We start from the raw sequence: 15,428 nt of genomic DNA on the forward strand, positions 1-15,428 counted from the left end.
TTTACTGTTCAGTTCAGACTCACATGCCGACTCAACAATGCCCGCAACGCCGCAGGCTTGACCGGCTTGGGCAGGTAATCGAGGCCGGCGGCATGTACCTGGGCAATCAGTTCCGGGCGGCCATCGGCGCTGATCAATACGCCCGGCACCGGCTGGCCCAGCCGGGTGCGTAGCCAGGCCATCAGCTCTGTGCCGATTTCACCTTCGTCCAGGTGATAGTCCACCAGTGCCAGTTCCGGGCGAATGCCGTCGTTGAGCAGGTTTTCACATTCCTGGCGATTGCGTGCGGTCCACACCTGACAGCCCCAGCGTGACAGCAGGCTGTTCATGCCGATCAGAATGCTGTCTTCATTGTCGACGCACAGCACCTGAATGCCGTTCAGCACCACACGGCTGGGTTCGGCCGGGGCGTTGGGTTTCACGAGCTGTGGCTGAGCCAGCGGCACCGTGACGCTGAACATGCTGCCTTTGCCCGGCCACGATTTGACCTGCAACGGGTGTTCAAGAACCCGGCACAGACCATCGGCAATCGCCAGACCGAGGCCCAGGCCTTTTGCGGCATGGGTCTGGTGGCTGTCCAGGCGTTTGAACTCCTCGAAAATCACTTTCTGCTTGTCTTCGGGAATGCCCGGCCCGCGGTCCCAGACTTCCAGGCTCAGAGAGTCGGCGTGGCGTCTGACACCCAGCAATATCGGGCCTTTGGCATAGCGAAAGGCATTGGTCAGGAAGTTCTGCAGAATACGGCGCAACAGCTTGATGTCACTGTCGACCCGCAGCTTGCTGCCGGTGACCCGGAATTTCAGGCCCTGCTCATGAGCCAGCGCCTTGAACTCCGCACCGAGAGTGTCGAACAGCGCATTCAGGGCGAAGGGTTGCCGGTCCGGCGTGACCTTGCCGTTCTCCAGGCGGGAAATATCCAGCAGGTCGCTGATCAGGTCTTCGGCAGAGCGCAGCGAACTGTCCAGATGCTGGATCAATTGCTGGGCCTCATTGGAAATACCGTCCTCCTGATGGGACAGCGCAGCGGAAAACAGCCGGGCGGCGTTCAGCGGTTGCATCAGGTCATGGCTGACCGCAGTGAGAAAACGGGTCTTGGATTCGTTGGCCGACTCGGCGGTGCCTTTGGCTTCGGTCAGGGCCTGATTGAGCTGCGACAGCTCGTGAGTCCGTTCGGCAACGCGCTGCTCCAGGCTTTCATTGGCGCCCTTGAGTGCATGCTCGGCATCGCGGAAGGCCGAGATATCGGTGAAGCTCATGACGAAGCCGCCGCCGGGCATCGGGTTGCCGATCAGCTCGATCACCCGGCCATTGGGGAACATCCGCTCCGAGGTGTGTGCCCGGCCCTGGCGCATCCAGTGCAGGCGGCGCGCAACGTGGACCTCGGCTTCGCCCGGCCCGCACAAGCCACGTTCGGCGTTGTAGCGAATGATGTCGGCAATCGGCCGTCCGACGCTGATCAAGCCGTCTGGGTAATTGAACAGCTCCAGATAACGATTGTTCCAGGCCACCAGCCTGAGCGACTGATCGACGACGCTGATGCCCTGGGTAATGTTCTCGATGGCGCCCTGTAGCAGGGCGCGGTTGAATTGCAGCACTTCCGAGGCTTCGTCGGCGATCCGCACCACGTCTTCGAGCTGCATGTCGCGGCCTTCGATGGCCGCTTTCACCACGGCGCGGGCCGATGAAGTGCCCAGAACCCCGGCCAGCAGCCGTTCGGTATGGGCGATCCATTCACCGTTGGCGTTCTGGTTGGGGTTGAAGGCCTTGCCCTGGTGATTGGCGAAACGAATGAAACTCTGTCTGGCCCGTTCTTCACCGACAAAGCGCGACGACAGACTCAGCAGGTCTTCGACCTGTACCGCCAGCAACGAGCGGCTGCCGGTGCGGACATAGGTTTCCTGACCGATGAAGCGCCCGGCCTGCCAGTGTTCCGAGACGCGGGTCCGCGACAGCATCGAGGCCCAGACGAACAGCGTGCAGTTACCGACCATCGACAGCACCACGCTCTGGGTCATGGGCGTGATTGGCAGGTCGAACGGGTTGCTGTGCAGCCAGCTCAGCAAGGGGAAGTTATCCAGCGACCAGTCCATACCGTGGGCTACCACCGGCAGCACCAGGGTGTAGAACCAGATGAAGATCCCGGCCGCCAGACCGGCGAATACTCCGCGACGGTTGGCCTGTTTCCAGTACAGTGCGCCAAACATGGCGGGGGCCAGTTGGGTGATGGCGGCAAAGGCAATCTGCCCGATCGTGGCCAGACTCGCCGTGGAGCCGAGCATGCGATAGCTGACATAGGCCAGCAGCAGAATCATCACAATGCTGATCCGGCGTACCGACAGCATCCAGTAGCGGAACGCCTCGAACGGTCGCTCGGTATTCTTGCGTCGCAGCAGCCAGGGCAGCAGCATGTCGTTGGAAATCATGGTCGACAGCGCAACGCTGGCGACAATCACCATGCCGGTGGCCGCCGAAGCGCCACCGATAAACGCCAGCAGCGCCAGCGACGGATGAGCATGGGCCAGCGGCAGGCTGATGACGAACGAGTCCGGCAGCATCGAACTCGGCAGCAGCATTTGCCCGGCCAGGGCGATGGGCACCACGAACAATGCGGCCAGAGCCAGATAGGCGGGGAATACCCATTTCGCCAGACGCAGATCCTGCGGCTCGATGTTTTCCACTACCGTGACATGGAACTGGCGGGGCAGGCAGACAATCGCCATCATCGCCACGCCGGTCTGCACGATCATGGCTGGCCAGTTGATGGTCTCCTTCCAGTATTCCTCAAGGCGCGGGGCAAGCATGGCCTGGTTGAACAGGTCATCGAAGCCGTCGTACAGGCTAAAGGTGACAAACACGCCGACCGCCATGAACGCCAGCAGCTTGACCAGCGCTTCAAAGGCAATCGCCAGCACCATGCCGCGATGGTGCTCGGTAACATCAAGGTTGCGAGCACCGAACACGATGGTGAACAGCGCCAGAATCACCGAGACCACCAGAGCGGTATCCTGGGCGCGCGTGCCGCTGGAGTCGGGGCCGGCCCCAATCAGGATATTGACCCCCAGCACGATGGCTTTTAGCTGCAGGGCAATATAAGGCAGCATCCCGATCAGGCAGATCAGCGTCACCATGATCGCCAGCGGTTGCGACTTGCCATAGCGCGCGGCAATGAAGTCGGCAATCGAGGTGATGTTCTCCTGCTTGCTGATCAGCACCATCTTCTGCAGCACCCAGGGCGCCAGCAGCATCAGCACGATCGGTCCCAGATAGATCGGCAGGAACGACCACAATTGCTCGGCAGCCTGGCCGACCGCGCCGAAAAAGGTCCAGCTGGTGCAGTAAACCGCCAGCGACAGGCTGTAGACCCAGGCGCGCATGGTCGGGCGCAGGGATGCGCTGTAGCGGTCGCCATAGAAGGCGATGGCAAACATGATTGCCATATAGGTCAGGGCAACGGCAGCAATCAGCCCGCTGGACAGCGACATATCAATTTCCAGAATGCACAGATAGTCGGCAGTCTCGCACGATGTCTGCTCGGCGTCTTGGTCGACCAAGGTCGAGCGTGGCAAGGCGTCGCAGGGCAGATAGTTATTCGTTGATGGCTATAAGCCTTACGCCTAATATCCCGTTTTTTCTAGCGGGCTCGCCGAAGTTGCGATCCCGTGAACGTGTAAGGATATGGCATGAAACCCTATGGACGTTCGCTGTCTGACTTTGGCTCGCTGTGGCCAGCTGAGCGGCAACTGCTAGAGCATTGTAAAGCCGGCACCGAAGCGAAAGTGGGCCTTAAACTTCCCGTTGAGCTGTCGAACAGTAACCGGGTGCGTGCCGAGTTCATCCGTTTTCTCGCTCTTGGAGGAGATGAGCAAGCACCTGTGCATGAGCATGGGGTGCAATTACGCGGTGCCTATGTCGAAGGCAGGCTGAATCTGCAAAGCACGGTGGTGCCCATGGCGCTATGGCTTCGGTTCTGCGCTTTCGAGCGCCCCTTGGTGCTGACTGATGCCACCCTGAGTAATTCGCTGCTTTTGTACGGTTCAAGCTTAAAAGGCGTAGAGGCTTCGCGCCTCAAGATTGTTGGTGTTCTATCACTCAAAAAGGTTACCTCAGTTGGAAAGGTGAACCTTGATGGTGGTGATATCAAAGGGCAGATCACCCTCTCAGAAGCCAGTCTTGACGGTAAGGGGAGCTGGGCGCTGTCGGCCGAAAATATGGTCTGCCAGGGAAGTCTGCACTTGGGGGGTGTCAAGACCAACGGAATGATAAGCCTGCTTGCAGCCCGGATTGGCGGCGAGATTGCGTGTGACGAGGCCTGTTTTAGCGTATCTGAAGGGCCTGCTTTTTCGGCTGATAGAGCTATTGTCGATGGCAGTGTTTTTATGCGCAATGGGTTCTCTGCCAAGGGGTGTGTACGATTCTTGGGGGCTAAGGTTCATGGGCAATTCAATTGTCTGGGTGGCCAGTTCGACGGTGGTGGGGCGGACGCGTTAAGGATGGATGGAGCATTCGTCGGCGGCTCTCTTTTTCTTGGGCGTGGATTCAAAGCTACAGGGACCGTTGTGTTACGTGGCGTCGTGCTAAAAGGCGATCTAGTGATCCGTGACGCAGGACAGATCACGGAGCTTAAAGCCCAGCGAATCAATATTGATGGCTCTTTGATTCTGCGAAACTTGGTCGATCCTATAGGGAAAGCTTCATTTACCGGGGGGCGCGCAGGGTCTTTGAATGACGATAGCAAGTCCTGGGGCGACGATCTTGATATCAATGGCTTCGTCTACAACTTTATTCATGTCAGTGAGCAGATGTCGACTGGAGATCGCTTGAACTGGCTCGATAAGCAACGTGCTCCCTCGATCAAGCCAAGCCAACTCCCAGAGTTCTACCCCCAACCCTGGCGGCAACTCCAGAAAGTCCTGGACGAAATGGGCCATGCCGAGGAAGCGCGGCAAGTGGGGATCGCATTTGAAGACCGACTACGTGACAAGGGATTGATCGGTCAGAGCCCCACTCATTGGCCAGAGCCACTGCGTAATGGTTATCGATGCTTGATGGTGTTCTTGCACTGGATGTATCGCCCGCTTAGTGGGTACGGCTATCGCCCGATGCTGTTGCTGCCGTGGTTTCTCGGTGTCTGGCTGCTGTGCGCCGCCTTCTATTGGTGGGCAGCTGATCACAAAGCCATCTTCGCCCCCAGCGATCCGCTGGTTTTCCAGAATGCCAGCTACAAGCACTGTTCGCCGCCGCTTGAGCCGACTGGAAACGAACCAGCAGGCAGCGCCAACTGGTATTTGTGTGACGCATTACCCCAAGAGTACACGGCCTTCAGCCCGATAGCCTTCTCGTTGGATTTGCTGCTCCCGTTAGTCAATCTGCATCAGGAAGACGATTGGGCGCCGGTGATCGAGACGCCTAAAGCCAACATCCTTGAAGAGTTTTTCAGCTTTTTCACCAGCGCCAAACGTTGGGTCAGGTTTGTGATGTGGTTCGAGATTCTCGCCGGTTGGGGCTTCAGCCTGCTGTTTGTCGCAGTGGTGTCCGGTTTGGCCCGTCGTAAGGAGTGACAGAAATGGATCGTTTCAGAACTGCGAAGCACGCAGTGATAGCGTTTGTACTTACATAGCTATCGACATCCTGAGGTGATCCGTCTTCAATGTGCTCCGCACTGGATTCAGACCTTCCAATTGCCACAGCCATTCAGGACCACGGACGATGAGCCAACAGTCACAATTCAGCCTGCTCGGGAAACGGCGCTTTCTGCCGTTTTTCATCACCCAGTCGCTTGGGGCGTTCAATGACAATATCTTCAAGCAGTCATTGATCCTCGCCATTCTGTACAAGCTGAGCATCGACGGTGACCGCTCGATCTACGTCAACCTGTGCGCGTTGCTGTTCATCCTGCCGTTCTTTCTGTTTTCGGCGCTGGCCGGGCAGTTCGGTGAGAAGTATCCCAAGGACGCGCTGATCCGGCTGATCAAGCTTGCCGAGATCGGGATCATGACGGTCGGAGCCGCCGGTTTCATCTTCAACCATCTGTGGATGATGCTGCTGGCGCTGTTTGCCATGGGCACGCATTCGGCGCTGTTCGGGCCGGTCAAGTATTCGATCCTGCCGCAGCATCTGCGCGAGCACGAACTGGTCGGCGGCAACGGGCTGGTGGAGATGGGCACGTTTCTGGCGATTCTGGCGGGCACCATCGGTGCCGGAATCATGATGTCTTCCAGTCATTACGCCTTCGTGGTTTCTGCCGCGATCATTCTGGTGGCGTGCCTGGGCTTCGTCGCCAGTTACGGCATCCCGAAAGCACCTGCCGCTTCCCCGGAAATGCGCCTGAACTGGAACATCTTTACCCAGTCCTGGGCGACCTTGCGCATGGGGCTTGGTCAGACGCCTGCAGTGTCGCGCTCGATTGTCGGCAATTCCTGGTTCTGGTTTGTCGGGGCGATTTACCTGACCCAGATCCCGGCCTACGCCAAGGAATGGATGTACGGCGACGAAACCGTGGTCACGCTGATTCTGACTGTGTTCTCCATCGGCATTGCCCTGGGTTCGCTGCTGTGCGAGCGGATGTCCGGGCACAAGGTCGAGATCGGTCTGGTGCCGTTCGGCTCCATGGGGCTGACGGTGTTTGGTCTGTTGCTGTGGTGGCATTCGGGCGATTTCCCGCAGAACGTGCAGGCCAACGACTGGCTGGCGGTGCTCTCCTACGGGCAGGGCTGGTGGATACTGCTGGATATTCTGGGGATCGGCATTTTCGGCGGTTTCTACATCGTGCCGCTGTATGCGCTGATCCAGTCGCGGACCGCCGAGAAGGAGCGCTCGCGGGTCATTGCTTCCAATAACATTCTCAATGCGCTGTTCATGGTGGTCTCGGCAATCGTTTCGATCCTGTTGCTCAGCGTTGCCAAGCTGTCGATCCCGCAGTTGTTCCTGGTGGTGTCGCTGATGAACATCGCGGTCAACACCTACATCTTCAAGATCGTCCCCGAGTTCACCATGCGCTTCATGATCTGGCTGCTCAGCCATTCCATGTATCGCGTCGAACACCGCAATCTGGATCTGATCCCGGAAGAAGGGCCAGCGTTGCTGGTCTGCAACCATGTGTCGTTTGTCGATGCGCTGCTGATTGGTGGTGCGGTGCGGCGGCCGATCCGTTTCGTCATGTACTACAAGATCTACCGTCTGCCGGTGCTGAACTTCATTTTCCGCACGGCCGGGACCATTCCGATTGCCGGGCGTAACGAAGATATGCAGGTCTACGACCAGGCCTTCAAACGGATTGCGCAGTACCTGGCAGACGGCGAGCTGGTCTGCATCTTCCCGGAAGGCAAGCTGACTCTCGATGGCGAAATCAACGGCTTCAAGGGCGGCATGAGCCGGATACTCGAAGAGACGGCGGTGCCTGTGATTCCGCTGGCGTTGCAGGGCTTGTGGGGAAGCTTGTTCAGTCGCGCGCCGGACAAGAAACTGTTTGGTCGCCTGTGGTCGCGGGTAGTGCTGGTTGCCGGACCTGCGATTGCCCACGATGCGGCGATGCCGGCCGATGTCCGTGAGCAGGTCAAGGCGTTGCGCGGGGCAGGGCGCTAGGAGTGGCTGAAGGGGCGGCGGTATGCGCCCCCCCCTTGTGCGCAGTCTGTCAGGCGACCTTGAAGCGGCTGACCAGACGCTGCTGGTGCTCGGCCAGTCGTGCCAGTTCCTGGCTGGTGATGGCTGTCTGCTCGGCACCGGCGCTGACCTGAATCACCAGGTCATTGATCTCGTTGACGTTGCGGTTGATATCTTCGGACACCGCACTCTGTTCTTCCGCCGCCGAGGCAATCTGAATATTGCGGTCGCTGATGCTGGAAATCCCTTCGGCGATCTCGCCCAGCAACTCGCCCGCCCGCTCGACCTTGCTCGCGCCGGACTGCGCCTTGCCCAGTGTCTCCTGCATCGAGGTGGTGGCGCGGTCCGAGCCGGTCTGCAGGTTGGTAATCATCTGCTGAATGTTGCCGGTGGATTCCTGGGTCCTTTGCGCCAGAGTGCGGACCTCTGAAGCCACCACTGCGAAGCCGCGGCCATGATCGCCGGCACGCGCCGCTTCGATGGCGGCATTCAAGGCCAGCAGGTTGGTTTGCTCGGCAATGCCGCGAATCACATCGAGTACCGAGGAAATGGCATCGCTCTCGTTTTTCAGCTCGCCGATGATCGACGCGGTTTCCTCGGCCTGTCCCGACAACTGACGAATCAGTTCGATGGTGCTTTCGATCTCGCCGCGTCCCTGCGCTGTGCTGGTATTCACTCGTTGCGACATCTGCGCGGCATCGCTGGTACTGCGCGCCACTTCCCGTACGGTTGCACTCATCTCGTTGATAGCGGTGGCCACCAGCTCGGTGCTTTGTCGCTGTTGCTCGATACTGTGGCTGGTCTCGGAGGTGACGGTGGAGCATTCCTCGGCTGCGGTGGCTACCTGGGCGGTGGCATTGCCGATTTCCTGGACGATGTCCTTGATCTCTTCCGCCATGCGGTTGAGGTTGCGCGAGATCTGGCCGAATTCGTCCTTGCTCTCGTAGGTCGCCCGCGAGGTGAGGTCGCGCCCGGCAAGGTCATCCAGAACCTTGTTCACGTTGCCTACCGCCAGATTGATATTGCGAATGATCAGGTACGACAGCGCCGCGACCGCCAGCAAGGCAACGATGGCCGAGCCGATGGTCAGCCACAGGGCGCGGCTGGCCTTGTCACGTTCATGCAGGGCGAGGGCGCTGACACTTTGCCCCAGGGCTTCTTCGACATCGCTCATCAGGTCGATACGACGGGTCGAAGTATCAAACCAGCTTTGCGGTTTGATACCCAGTGCCTGGCCCATCGGCACGTCAAAGGCCAGACGCTGTAACTTGCCGACTTCGATGGCCGCCGGAGTTTGCATTTTCTCGTTGAATTGTTCCAGCGAGGTTGCGGGTGCCTTGCGCCGGAATGCATCGGAGTAGGCAATGAACTCACCCAGATTGCGACTGAAGGATGATAGTAAGGTTTCGTCGAAGCGGTCCTGATTGAATACCAGTCCGAGCATTACACGCTCGCGTCCAGCGCGCTCTTTCATTTCAATGAACTGATTCAGTGCACTGAGAGCGTGAACAATGGCCGCATTATTGACGCTGGCTTCAAGAGAGTGCGTATATCCAATAAGTGTCTGAATGACTTCGGTATAGCGTGCGCCCGACTCTGTGCTTTTGATACTCAACTTGTCGACATTAGTGCGGGTCTGCTGCACGCCATCGAGTGCGCGCAAGACATTGTCGAGATCGGATGCACCACGGTTGGGCAAGTCGCGCACGGCGGCCATTGCCGTATCGGAGTCCTTGCGCATCTGGCCGAGGCGGTCGCCCATGCTGGTACCACGGCTTCCCAGAAACACACCGCTGGCACCGCGTTCGCGCTGCAGCGTGGTGATCAGATGGCTCAATTTCTGCGCCGTGGCACTGGCTGTCACGGTCTTGTTCATGTCGTTGAGCGTCTTGTAGTTATTTGAAACAAATACGCCTGCCAATATCAGGAATCCCAATAAGGGAAGTAACAGAATCAATAACAGCTTTATCCTTAGCGGTGCATTCTTGAGCATTTCCGAAAAACTCCTTGGATGTCTGAAGCCCTGACGTGCGCGATGGAAGTGGGTTTTTATTGTTTGCGCTGAATGTAGCGATGCATGTTACTGGGGTTTTGGGCAGGCGTGTCTTTTTGTTTTTGTTATCGGTCATGGACAGTCGTTGCGGTAAAAGACTATTCGGGATGTGTTGATCCCGATCAATGAAAGTGCTTTGTTTTGGTGCGGTGCGTACTTGCCCGGACGCTGTAAAACAGTCCGGGCAAGAGCAAGTTCATGGAAAGATAAACCGCTTTCAATGGGGGGCGGGTTTGTCGACCGGTTGTGGCGGGGTTTCTTCCGGCATCTTGCGGAAATATGTGGAGAGCAGGGCCCCCGAGATATTGTGCCAGACACTGAACAGCGCGCTGGGCACCGCAGCCAGCGGCGAGAAATGTGCACTGGCCAGTGCCGCGCCGAGCCCCGAGTTCTGCATGCCGACTTCCAGGGCCAGGGATTTGCGTTGCGGCAACGGCAGCTTGAACACCTTGCCGGTGAAGTAGCCGAGCAGGAAGCCAAAGGTGTTGTGCAGGATCACCACCGCCATGATCAACAGGCCGGACTCGGCGATCTTCGCCTGGCTGGCGGCCACCACGGCGCAGACGATCAGCACGATGCTGACCACGGAAACCAGCGGCAGCACATCCACGGCATGACTGACGCGGGCACCGAGCAGGCGCTGGGCGACGACGCCAAGGATGATCGGCAACATCACCAGTTGCAGGATCGACCAGAACATATCCAGGAAGGATACCGGCAGCCAGGCCGAGGCCAGGAACCAGATCAGGGTGGGCGTCAGCAGCGGGGCGAGCAGGGTGGTGACTGCAGCGATGGCCACGGCCAGCGCCAGATCACCCTTGGCCAGCCAGGCCATTACGTTGGATGAGGTGCCGCTCGGGCAGCAACCGACCAGAATCACGCCCACGGCGATTTCCGGCGGCAGATGAAATATCTGGCACAGCAACCAGGCCACGCCGGGCATGATCACGAAGTGAGCGACCACACCCAGCGCCACTCGCCATGGGTTGCGTGCCACTTCAGAGAAGTCTTCAAGCTTGAGGGTCAGGCCCATGCCGAACATGACCAGCCCCAGCAATGGAACAATCCAGCCCTTCAGGCCGATGAAAACCTGGGGAAACAGAAACGCCAGAATGGCGAATAACAGCACCCAGTATGCAAACGTGTTCCCTACAAAGCGGCTCAAGGCTACCAATGCCCGCATGGATTGCTCCTTTTCTTCTTCTATAAATAGAGGCGCCGCCTGTATAAGAGGCGGCGCCGTTCTGTCGCTGGGTCCTGCTAGGCAGATATCAGATGCCTTGCGGGATTTCCTCGCCGCCCAGTGCCTCGAACAGCTCAGGCAGGAATTCGCCGAAGGTCAGCATCATCAGCGTGAAGCTGGCGTCCAGTTGGCCCAGCGCCTCGTCGCCGCCGTCCTGTTCGGCCTGATCCTGCAGCAGGTCCTCGAACTTCAGGCGCTTGACCACCAGCTTGTCGTCGAGCACGAACGACAGCTTGTCCTGCCAGGCCAGCGAAAGCTGGGTGACGACCTTGCCGGTGTTCAGGTGCAGCTGGATTTCATCGCTGGTCAGATCCTGACGCTTGCAGCGCACGATGCCGCCATCTTCGTGGGTATCGCGCAGCTCGCATTCGTCCAGCACGAAGAAGTTGTCGGCAGCTTTCTGGGTCTTGACCCAGTCGGTCATGATTGCGCTTGGCGCGGTCTTGACGGTCAGCGGACGTACCGGCAGCGAGCCGATCACTTCACGCAGGGTCGACAGCAGGTCTTCGGCACGTTTCGGGCTGGAGGCGTTGACCAGAATCAGGCCCTGTTTCGGCGCGATGGCGGCGAAGGTTGCCGAACGGCGGATAAAGGCGCGGGGCAGGAAGGCCTGGATGATTTCATCCTTGAGCTGATCGCGCTCCTTCTTGTAGACCTTGCGCATCTGTTCGGCTTCGATCTCGTCGACCTTTTCCTTCAGTGCGTCACGTACCACGCTGCCAGGCAGGATGCGTTCTTCCTTGCGCGCAGCAATCAGCAGGAAGTCCTGGCTGATGTGGACCAGAGGTGCGTCCTCACCCTTGCCGAATGGCGCAACGAAACCGTAAGTGGTCAACTCCTGGCTGGCACAGGCGCGGGCAGGCTTGGTCGCGAGTGCAGTTTCCAGCGCCTCGGCGTCAAAAGGTACATCCTGGGTCAGGCGATAGATAAGCAGGTTTTTGAACCACATGAGGTGAATCTCTCCTTCCATACAAAGGAGGGCATTATTCGCTCCTTGGACTGCGCGGCCAACCCTGCGCTAAGCCTTTGGAAGGATTATAAAAATTATTTAAAAAAGTGCTTGCCAGACTATGGGTCGCTCCGTAGAATGCGCGCCACACCGAGAGTGAAGGGTGATTAGCTCAGCTGGGAGAGCAGCTGCCTTACAAGCAGCGGGTCGGCGGTTCGATCCCGTCATCACCCACCAATCTCTCTTAGTGTTACGCGCAGCGGTAGTTCAGTCGGTTAGAATACCGGCCTGTCACGCCGGGGGTCGCGGGTTCGAGTCCCGTCCGCTGCGCCATATTAAGCTTCAAGGCCCTTGAACTCCTTGAAGCAAACAGAAAAGCGACCTTAGGGTCGCTTTTTTGCTTTCCGGTGTCTGTAAATTTACCCAGCCCGGGCAAGAGCGCAACTCCATGAGTTGAAACGCTCAGGTGGGACCGGATTTATCCGGGAAGACATTCTTTCTGACGACGCAGATTCTGTGAATGTACGGGCCTCTTCCCTGATGAGTCCGGTCCCACATGCTCTCTGTTTGCGGAGTGACAGCGCAGTGTCAGGAACACTGCCGGACCTCCTGCTATCTTGTATCCGCACCTGCATCTCCCTGCTTATATTCATTTTTTGGATTAAGTACTCTTGCGTAAATCAATATTTTTCATATTAGCTTATAGCGAAATAGAATTTTTTTTGCGCCATTGATTCCGTTATGTTTGGTCTCAACAGCCTACCCCTCACCGCGGATGGTACCGATCGTGATCCAGGTTCTGCGCGCATGCCAGCGCAACCGTTGGAAGGGAGTTCGATGCATGTTGCCACTTCAATCCCGTGTTCCGGGTGCTTCTCGTCCTGTCGCTGACAGACGCTCTTCAGTATTCCAGCCTCCTTCCTGTCCGGCCTTGCACCGCTAGTGCTGCCTGGTCCCGGCCGCTTTCAAGCGCCGGGGCCGCAAATCGCTATCAACCCGCAAGTGCATGGCTCGCTGTCTCGATGACGGCGTGCATGCCCGACCGCGCGATCTGGATGAGTGGGCTGCAATGACGGCCCTTTGGAGTAGATGTGCAGAGAGTCTTACAGGATGTTCATGCCCCAGGGCGCATCGTGTTCCTGAGCCCGCTGGCCTTGGCCATGGGCAGTGTGCTGATGAGCGGGTCGCTTCAGGCTCAGGAAAGTGCCGCCCAGAATGGCGGTACCTTGTCGACGGTGGTCGTGACCGGTAACCGTGGTGCCGAGCAGCGCACCGTGACCAGCAGCCCGGTGCCGATCGATGTGGTCAGCGCCAGACAATTGCAGAGCACCGGCAAGCCGGGCCTGATGGAAGCCTTGAGTGCGGTGATTCCATCGCTGACCCTGCCGGAAAAAACCGGTTGGGACGCCAGTGGCATGGCCCGGGCGCCGAATCTGCGCGGCCTGAGTGCCGCCGAAGTGCTGGTACTGGTCAATGGCAAGCGTCGTCATACCAGTGCGACCCTTAATATCAACGGTATCAATACCGGCGCCGCACCTGCAGATCTCGACCTGATTCCCATCAGCGCCATCGATCATGTCGAAGTGCTGCGCGACGGCGCCGCTGCGCAATATGGTTCCGATGCGATTGCCGGGGTGATCAACGTCATTCTCAAGGCCGACACCAGCGGCACCGCCGTGACCCATGCCGGGCTGGGCTATGACGGCAAGAAGCAGACGGTGCAGCAGAGCCTGAACAAGGGCTTCGAGATTGGCGATGGCGGCATCGTGCAACTGGCGCTCGATGCGCGCAGCCAGAACGATGACAACAAGGCCAGCGCCAACGGCTACAGCTACGAGCAGGCTCTGGATCGGGCCGGCAAGTCGACCTACGGTGGTTACGGCACACCCAGGATCAACCTGCTGACCCTCGGCTATAACGCGGAACTGCCGGTCAGCGACGATCTGAGCCTTTACTCGTTCACCACCTATTCGCGGCGCAAGGCCGAGCAGGGCCAGAACTTTCGGCTGCCGACCATTACCAACACCATCACCACCGGCCCCAATGGTTATCCGGGCGGCTATGTGCCGGTGTGGTACATCGAAGAGGAAGATTTCCAGGCGGCATTCGGTGCCAGGGGCCAGCTTGGTGAATGGGACTGGGATCTGTCTTCGACCTACGGTCGCAACAAGGCCGAGCAGGGCACCGAGCGCAACCAGAACCCGTCGCTGGGCGAAGCCACGCCCAACAATTTCACGTCCGGAACCTGGATTGCCAACGAGCTGACCACCAATCTGGATTTCAAGCGGGATTTCGATATCGGCCTGCAGAAACCTCTGGACCTGTCTTACGGTTTCGAGCACCGGCGCGAGGGATATGAAGTCGAAGAGGGCGACTGGGCTTCCTACGCCAACGGTGGATATTGCGTTGCACCGGGTAATTGCGCGTCTTCCGGCGCGCAGGTCACCAACGGTATTTCTCCCGACGAAGCCGAGAGTGCCAGCCGCAACAGCGTCGCCAGTTATGTCGATGTCGGGTTCAACCCGGTCCCGCAGTGGTATCTGGGCACGGCATTGCGTTATGAGCATTACAACCAGGGCGTGGGCGCCACCCGCAGCGGCAAGCTGACCACCCGCTATGACTTCACACCGCAATTTGCCGTGCGGGCGACCGTGAGCAACGGTTTCCGCGCACCTTCGCTGGCCAACAGTCTGTTCAGTGCCCGTTCGACCACTTATGGCGTGGTGGACGGCGTCTATCAGTCGATCAACTACGGCGTACTGCCGGTTGCCTCGGAAGCGGCCAGAGCGCTGGGTGCCGAAGACCTGAAACCGGAGCGCTCCACCAACTTCAGCCTGGGTTTCACCCTGACGCCGACCGAGCGCCTGAGCCTGACCACCGATGCCTATGTGATCAATATCCGTGACCGCATCACCCTGACCGGCACGCTGTTGGGCGATGAAGTCACTCAGGTGCTGCAGAACAACGGCGTCAATTCCACCTCGGGCGGCCAGTACTTCATCAATGGTGCCGACACCCGGACCAAGGGCGTGGATGTGGTCGGCAACTACAGCCAGGATCTGGGCGCGTACGGCTCGCTGAAATGGACGGCGGCGTTCAACTGGAACCAGACCGAGATCCTCAACTACAAGGCTTCCACGAACATTCTCGGTACGCCTTATGAATTGATGGATCGTGAAGCGCGCAACCTGATCACCGGCATCCAGCCGCGGACCAAGTTGATTCTGGGCGGCGACTGGCGCATCGACAGGTTCAATATCAATCTGGCCCTTACCCGCTATGGCTCCTACAAGGAGGTCAATGATTCCGGCGACCGCTCGCTGGATCGTATCTACGCCGCCAAATGGATTACCGACCTGGACGTCGGCTACGACCTCAGCAAAGACCTGAACATTGCCGTGGGTGCCAAGAATCTGTTCGACGTCTATCCCAGGAAACAAGGCGTCCCCAGCAGCACCATGACCAGCAGCTATGGCACCTATTCGCCATTCGGATTTACCGGTGGCTACTACTACACCCGTTTGACCTATGCCTTTTAAGTCGGGGCGGCGCAGCCGTGCCCGACAGCAACATCAATAAAACAC

Annotated in this window: 6 protein-coding genes, 2 tRNA genes and 2 pseudogenes; 5 read left to right on the forward strand and 5 right to left on the reverse strand. The window is 58.6% G+C overall.

The genetic code is table 11. The features are described from left to right. Window positions 1–8: 8 nt before the first annotated feature. A complete protein-coding gene (locus ALQ04_RS04460) occupies window positions 9–3,482 on the reverse strand; it encodes a PAS domain-containing hybrid sensor histidine kinase/response regulator (protein WP_122314652.1) in 3,474 nt (1,157 codons plus the stop codon). A 198-nt stretch (window positions 3,483–3,680) separates the two neighbouring features. On the opposite strand from ALQ04_RS04460, the gene ALQ04_RS04465 reads away from it, so the two are divergent. Next, entirely contained in the window at window positions 3,681–5,558 is a 1,878-nt protein-coding gene (locus tag ALQ04_RS04465; protein WP_259644897.1) for a membrane-associated oxidoreductase, read from the forward strand. 148 nt (window positions 5,559–5,706) lie between these two features. Then, window positions 5,707–7,581 (forward strand): MFS transporter, encoded by a 1,875-nt coding sequence (locus ALQ04_RS04470; protein WP_122314653.1) that lies wholly within the window; start codon window positions 5,707–5,709, stop codon window positions 7,579–7,581. 49 nt (window positions 7,582–7,630) lie between these two features. Here the strand turns inward: ALQ04_RS04470 and ALQ04_RS27590 are convergent. From ALQ04_RS27590 to rdgC, 4 genes and pseudogenes are all read right to left on the reverse strand, one after another. Continuing rightward, a pseudogene (locus ALQ04_RS27590) lies at window positions 7,631–8,140 on the reverse strand (methyl-accepting chemotaxis protein); the annotation flags it as partial. Between the two features lie 351 nt (window positions 8,141–8,491). Then, window positions 8,492–9,592: pseudogene (locus tag ALQ04_RS27595) on the reverse strand (nitrate- and nitrite sensing domain-containing protein); the annotation flags it as partial. A 277-nt stretch (window positions 9,593–9,869) separates the two neighbouring features. After that, window positions 9,870–10,835 carry a bile acid:sodium symporter family protein gene (locus tag ALQ04_RS04480; protein WP_122314655.1) on the reverse strand — a complete coding sequence of 322 codons (966 nt, stop codon included), beginning with the start codon at window positions 10,833–10,835 and terminating at the stop codon, window positions 9,870–9,872. 88 nt (window positions 10,836–10,923) lie between these two features. Then, entirely contained in the window at window positions 10,924–11,844 is a 921-nt protein-coding gene (gene rdgC / locus ALQ04_RS04485) for a recombination-associated protein RdgC (protein WP_122314656.1), read from the reverse strand. 161 nt (window positions 11,845–12,005) lie between these two features. Between rdgC and ALQ04_RS04490 the strand changes: the two genes are divergently transcribed. From ALQ04_RS04490 to ALQ04_RS04500, 3 genes are all read left to right on the forward strand, one after another. After that, window positions 12,006–12,081, forward strand: a tRNA-Val gene (locus tag ALQ04_RS04490). Between the two features lie 19 nt (window positions 12,082–12,100). Next, a tRNA-Asp gene (locus ALQ04_RS04495) sits at window positions 12,101–12,177 on the forward strand. A gap of 842 nt (window positions 12,178–13,019) precedes the next feature. Beyond that, the gene (locus ALQ04_RS04500) at window positions 13,020–15,383 is read left to right on the forward strand and encodes a TonB-dependent siderophore receptor (RefSeq protein WP_259644902.1); all 2,364 of its coding nucleotides are present in this window, start codon (window positions 13,020–13,022) and stop codon (window positions 15,381–15,383) included. Window positions 15,384–15,428 lie beyond the last annotated feature (45 nt).

It is taken from the genome of Pseudomonas cichorii (assembly GCF_003700275.1).
Lineage (GTDB): Bacteria > Pseudomonadota > Gammaproteobacteria > Pseudomonadales > Pseudomonadaceae > Aquipseudomonas > Aquipseudomonas cichorii_B.

What these genes read in the sequence shown, in the direction of transcription:
- rdgC (WP_122314656.1), bottom strand. Translation starts at nt 11,844, where the DNA reads ATGTGGTTCAAAAACCTGCTTATCTATCGCCTGACCCAGGATGTACCT.
- ALQ04_RS04480 (WP_122314655.1), bottom strand. Translation starts at nt 10,835, where the DNA reads ATGCGGGCATTGGTAGCCTTGAGCCGCTTTGTAGGGAACACGTTTGCA.
- ALQ04_RS04465 (WP_259644897.1), top strand. Translation starts at nt 3,681, where the DNA reads ATGAAACCCTATGGACGTTCGCTGTCTGACTTTGGCTCGCTGTGGCCA.
- ALQ04_RS04470 (WP_122314653.1), top strand. Translation starts at nt 5,707, where the DNA reads ATGAGCCAACAGTCACAATTCAGCCTGCTCGGGAAACGGCGCTTTCTG.
- ALQ04_RS04500 (WP_259644902.1), top strand. Translation starts at nt 13,020, where the DNA reads ATGAGCGGGTCGCTTCAGGCTCAGGAAAGTGCCGCCCAGAATGGCGGT.
- ALQ04_RS04460 (WP_122314652.1), bottom strand. Translation starts at nt 3,482, where the DNA reads ATGTCGCTGTCCAGCGGGCTGATTGCTGCCGTTGCCCTGACCTATATG.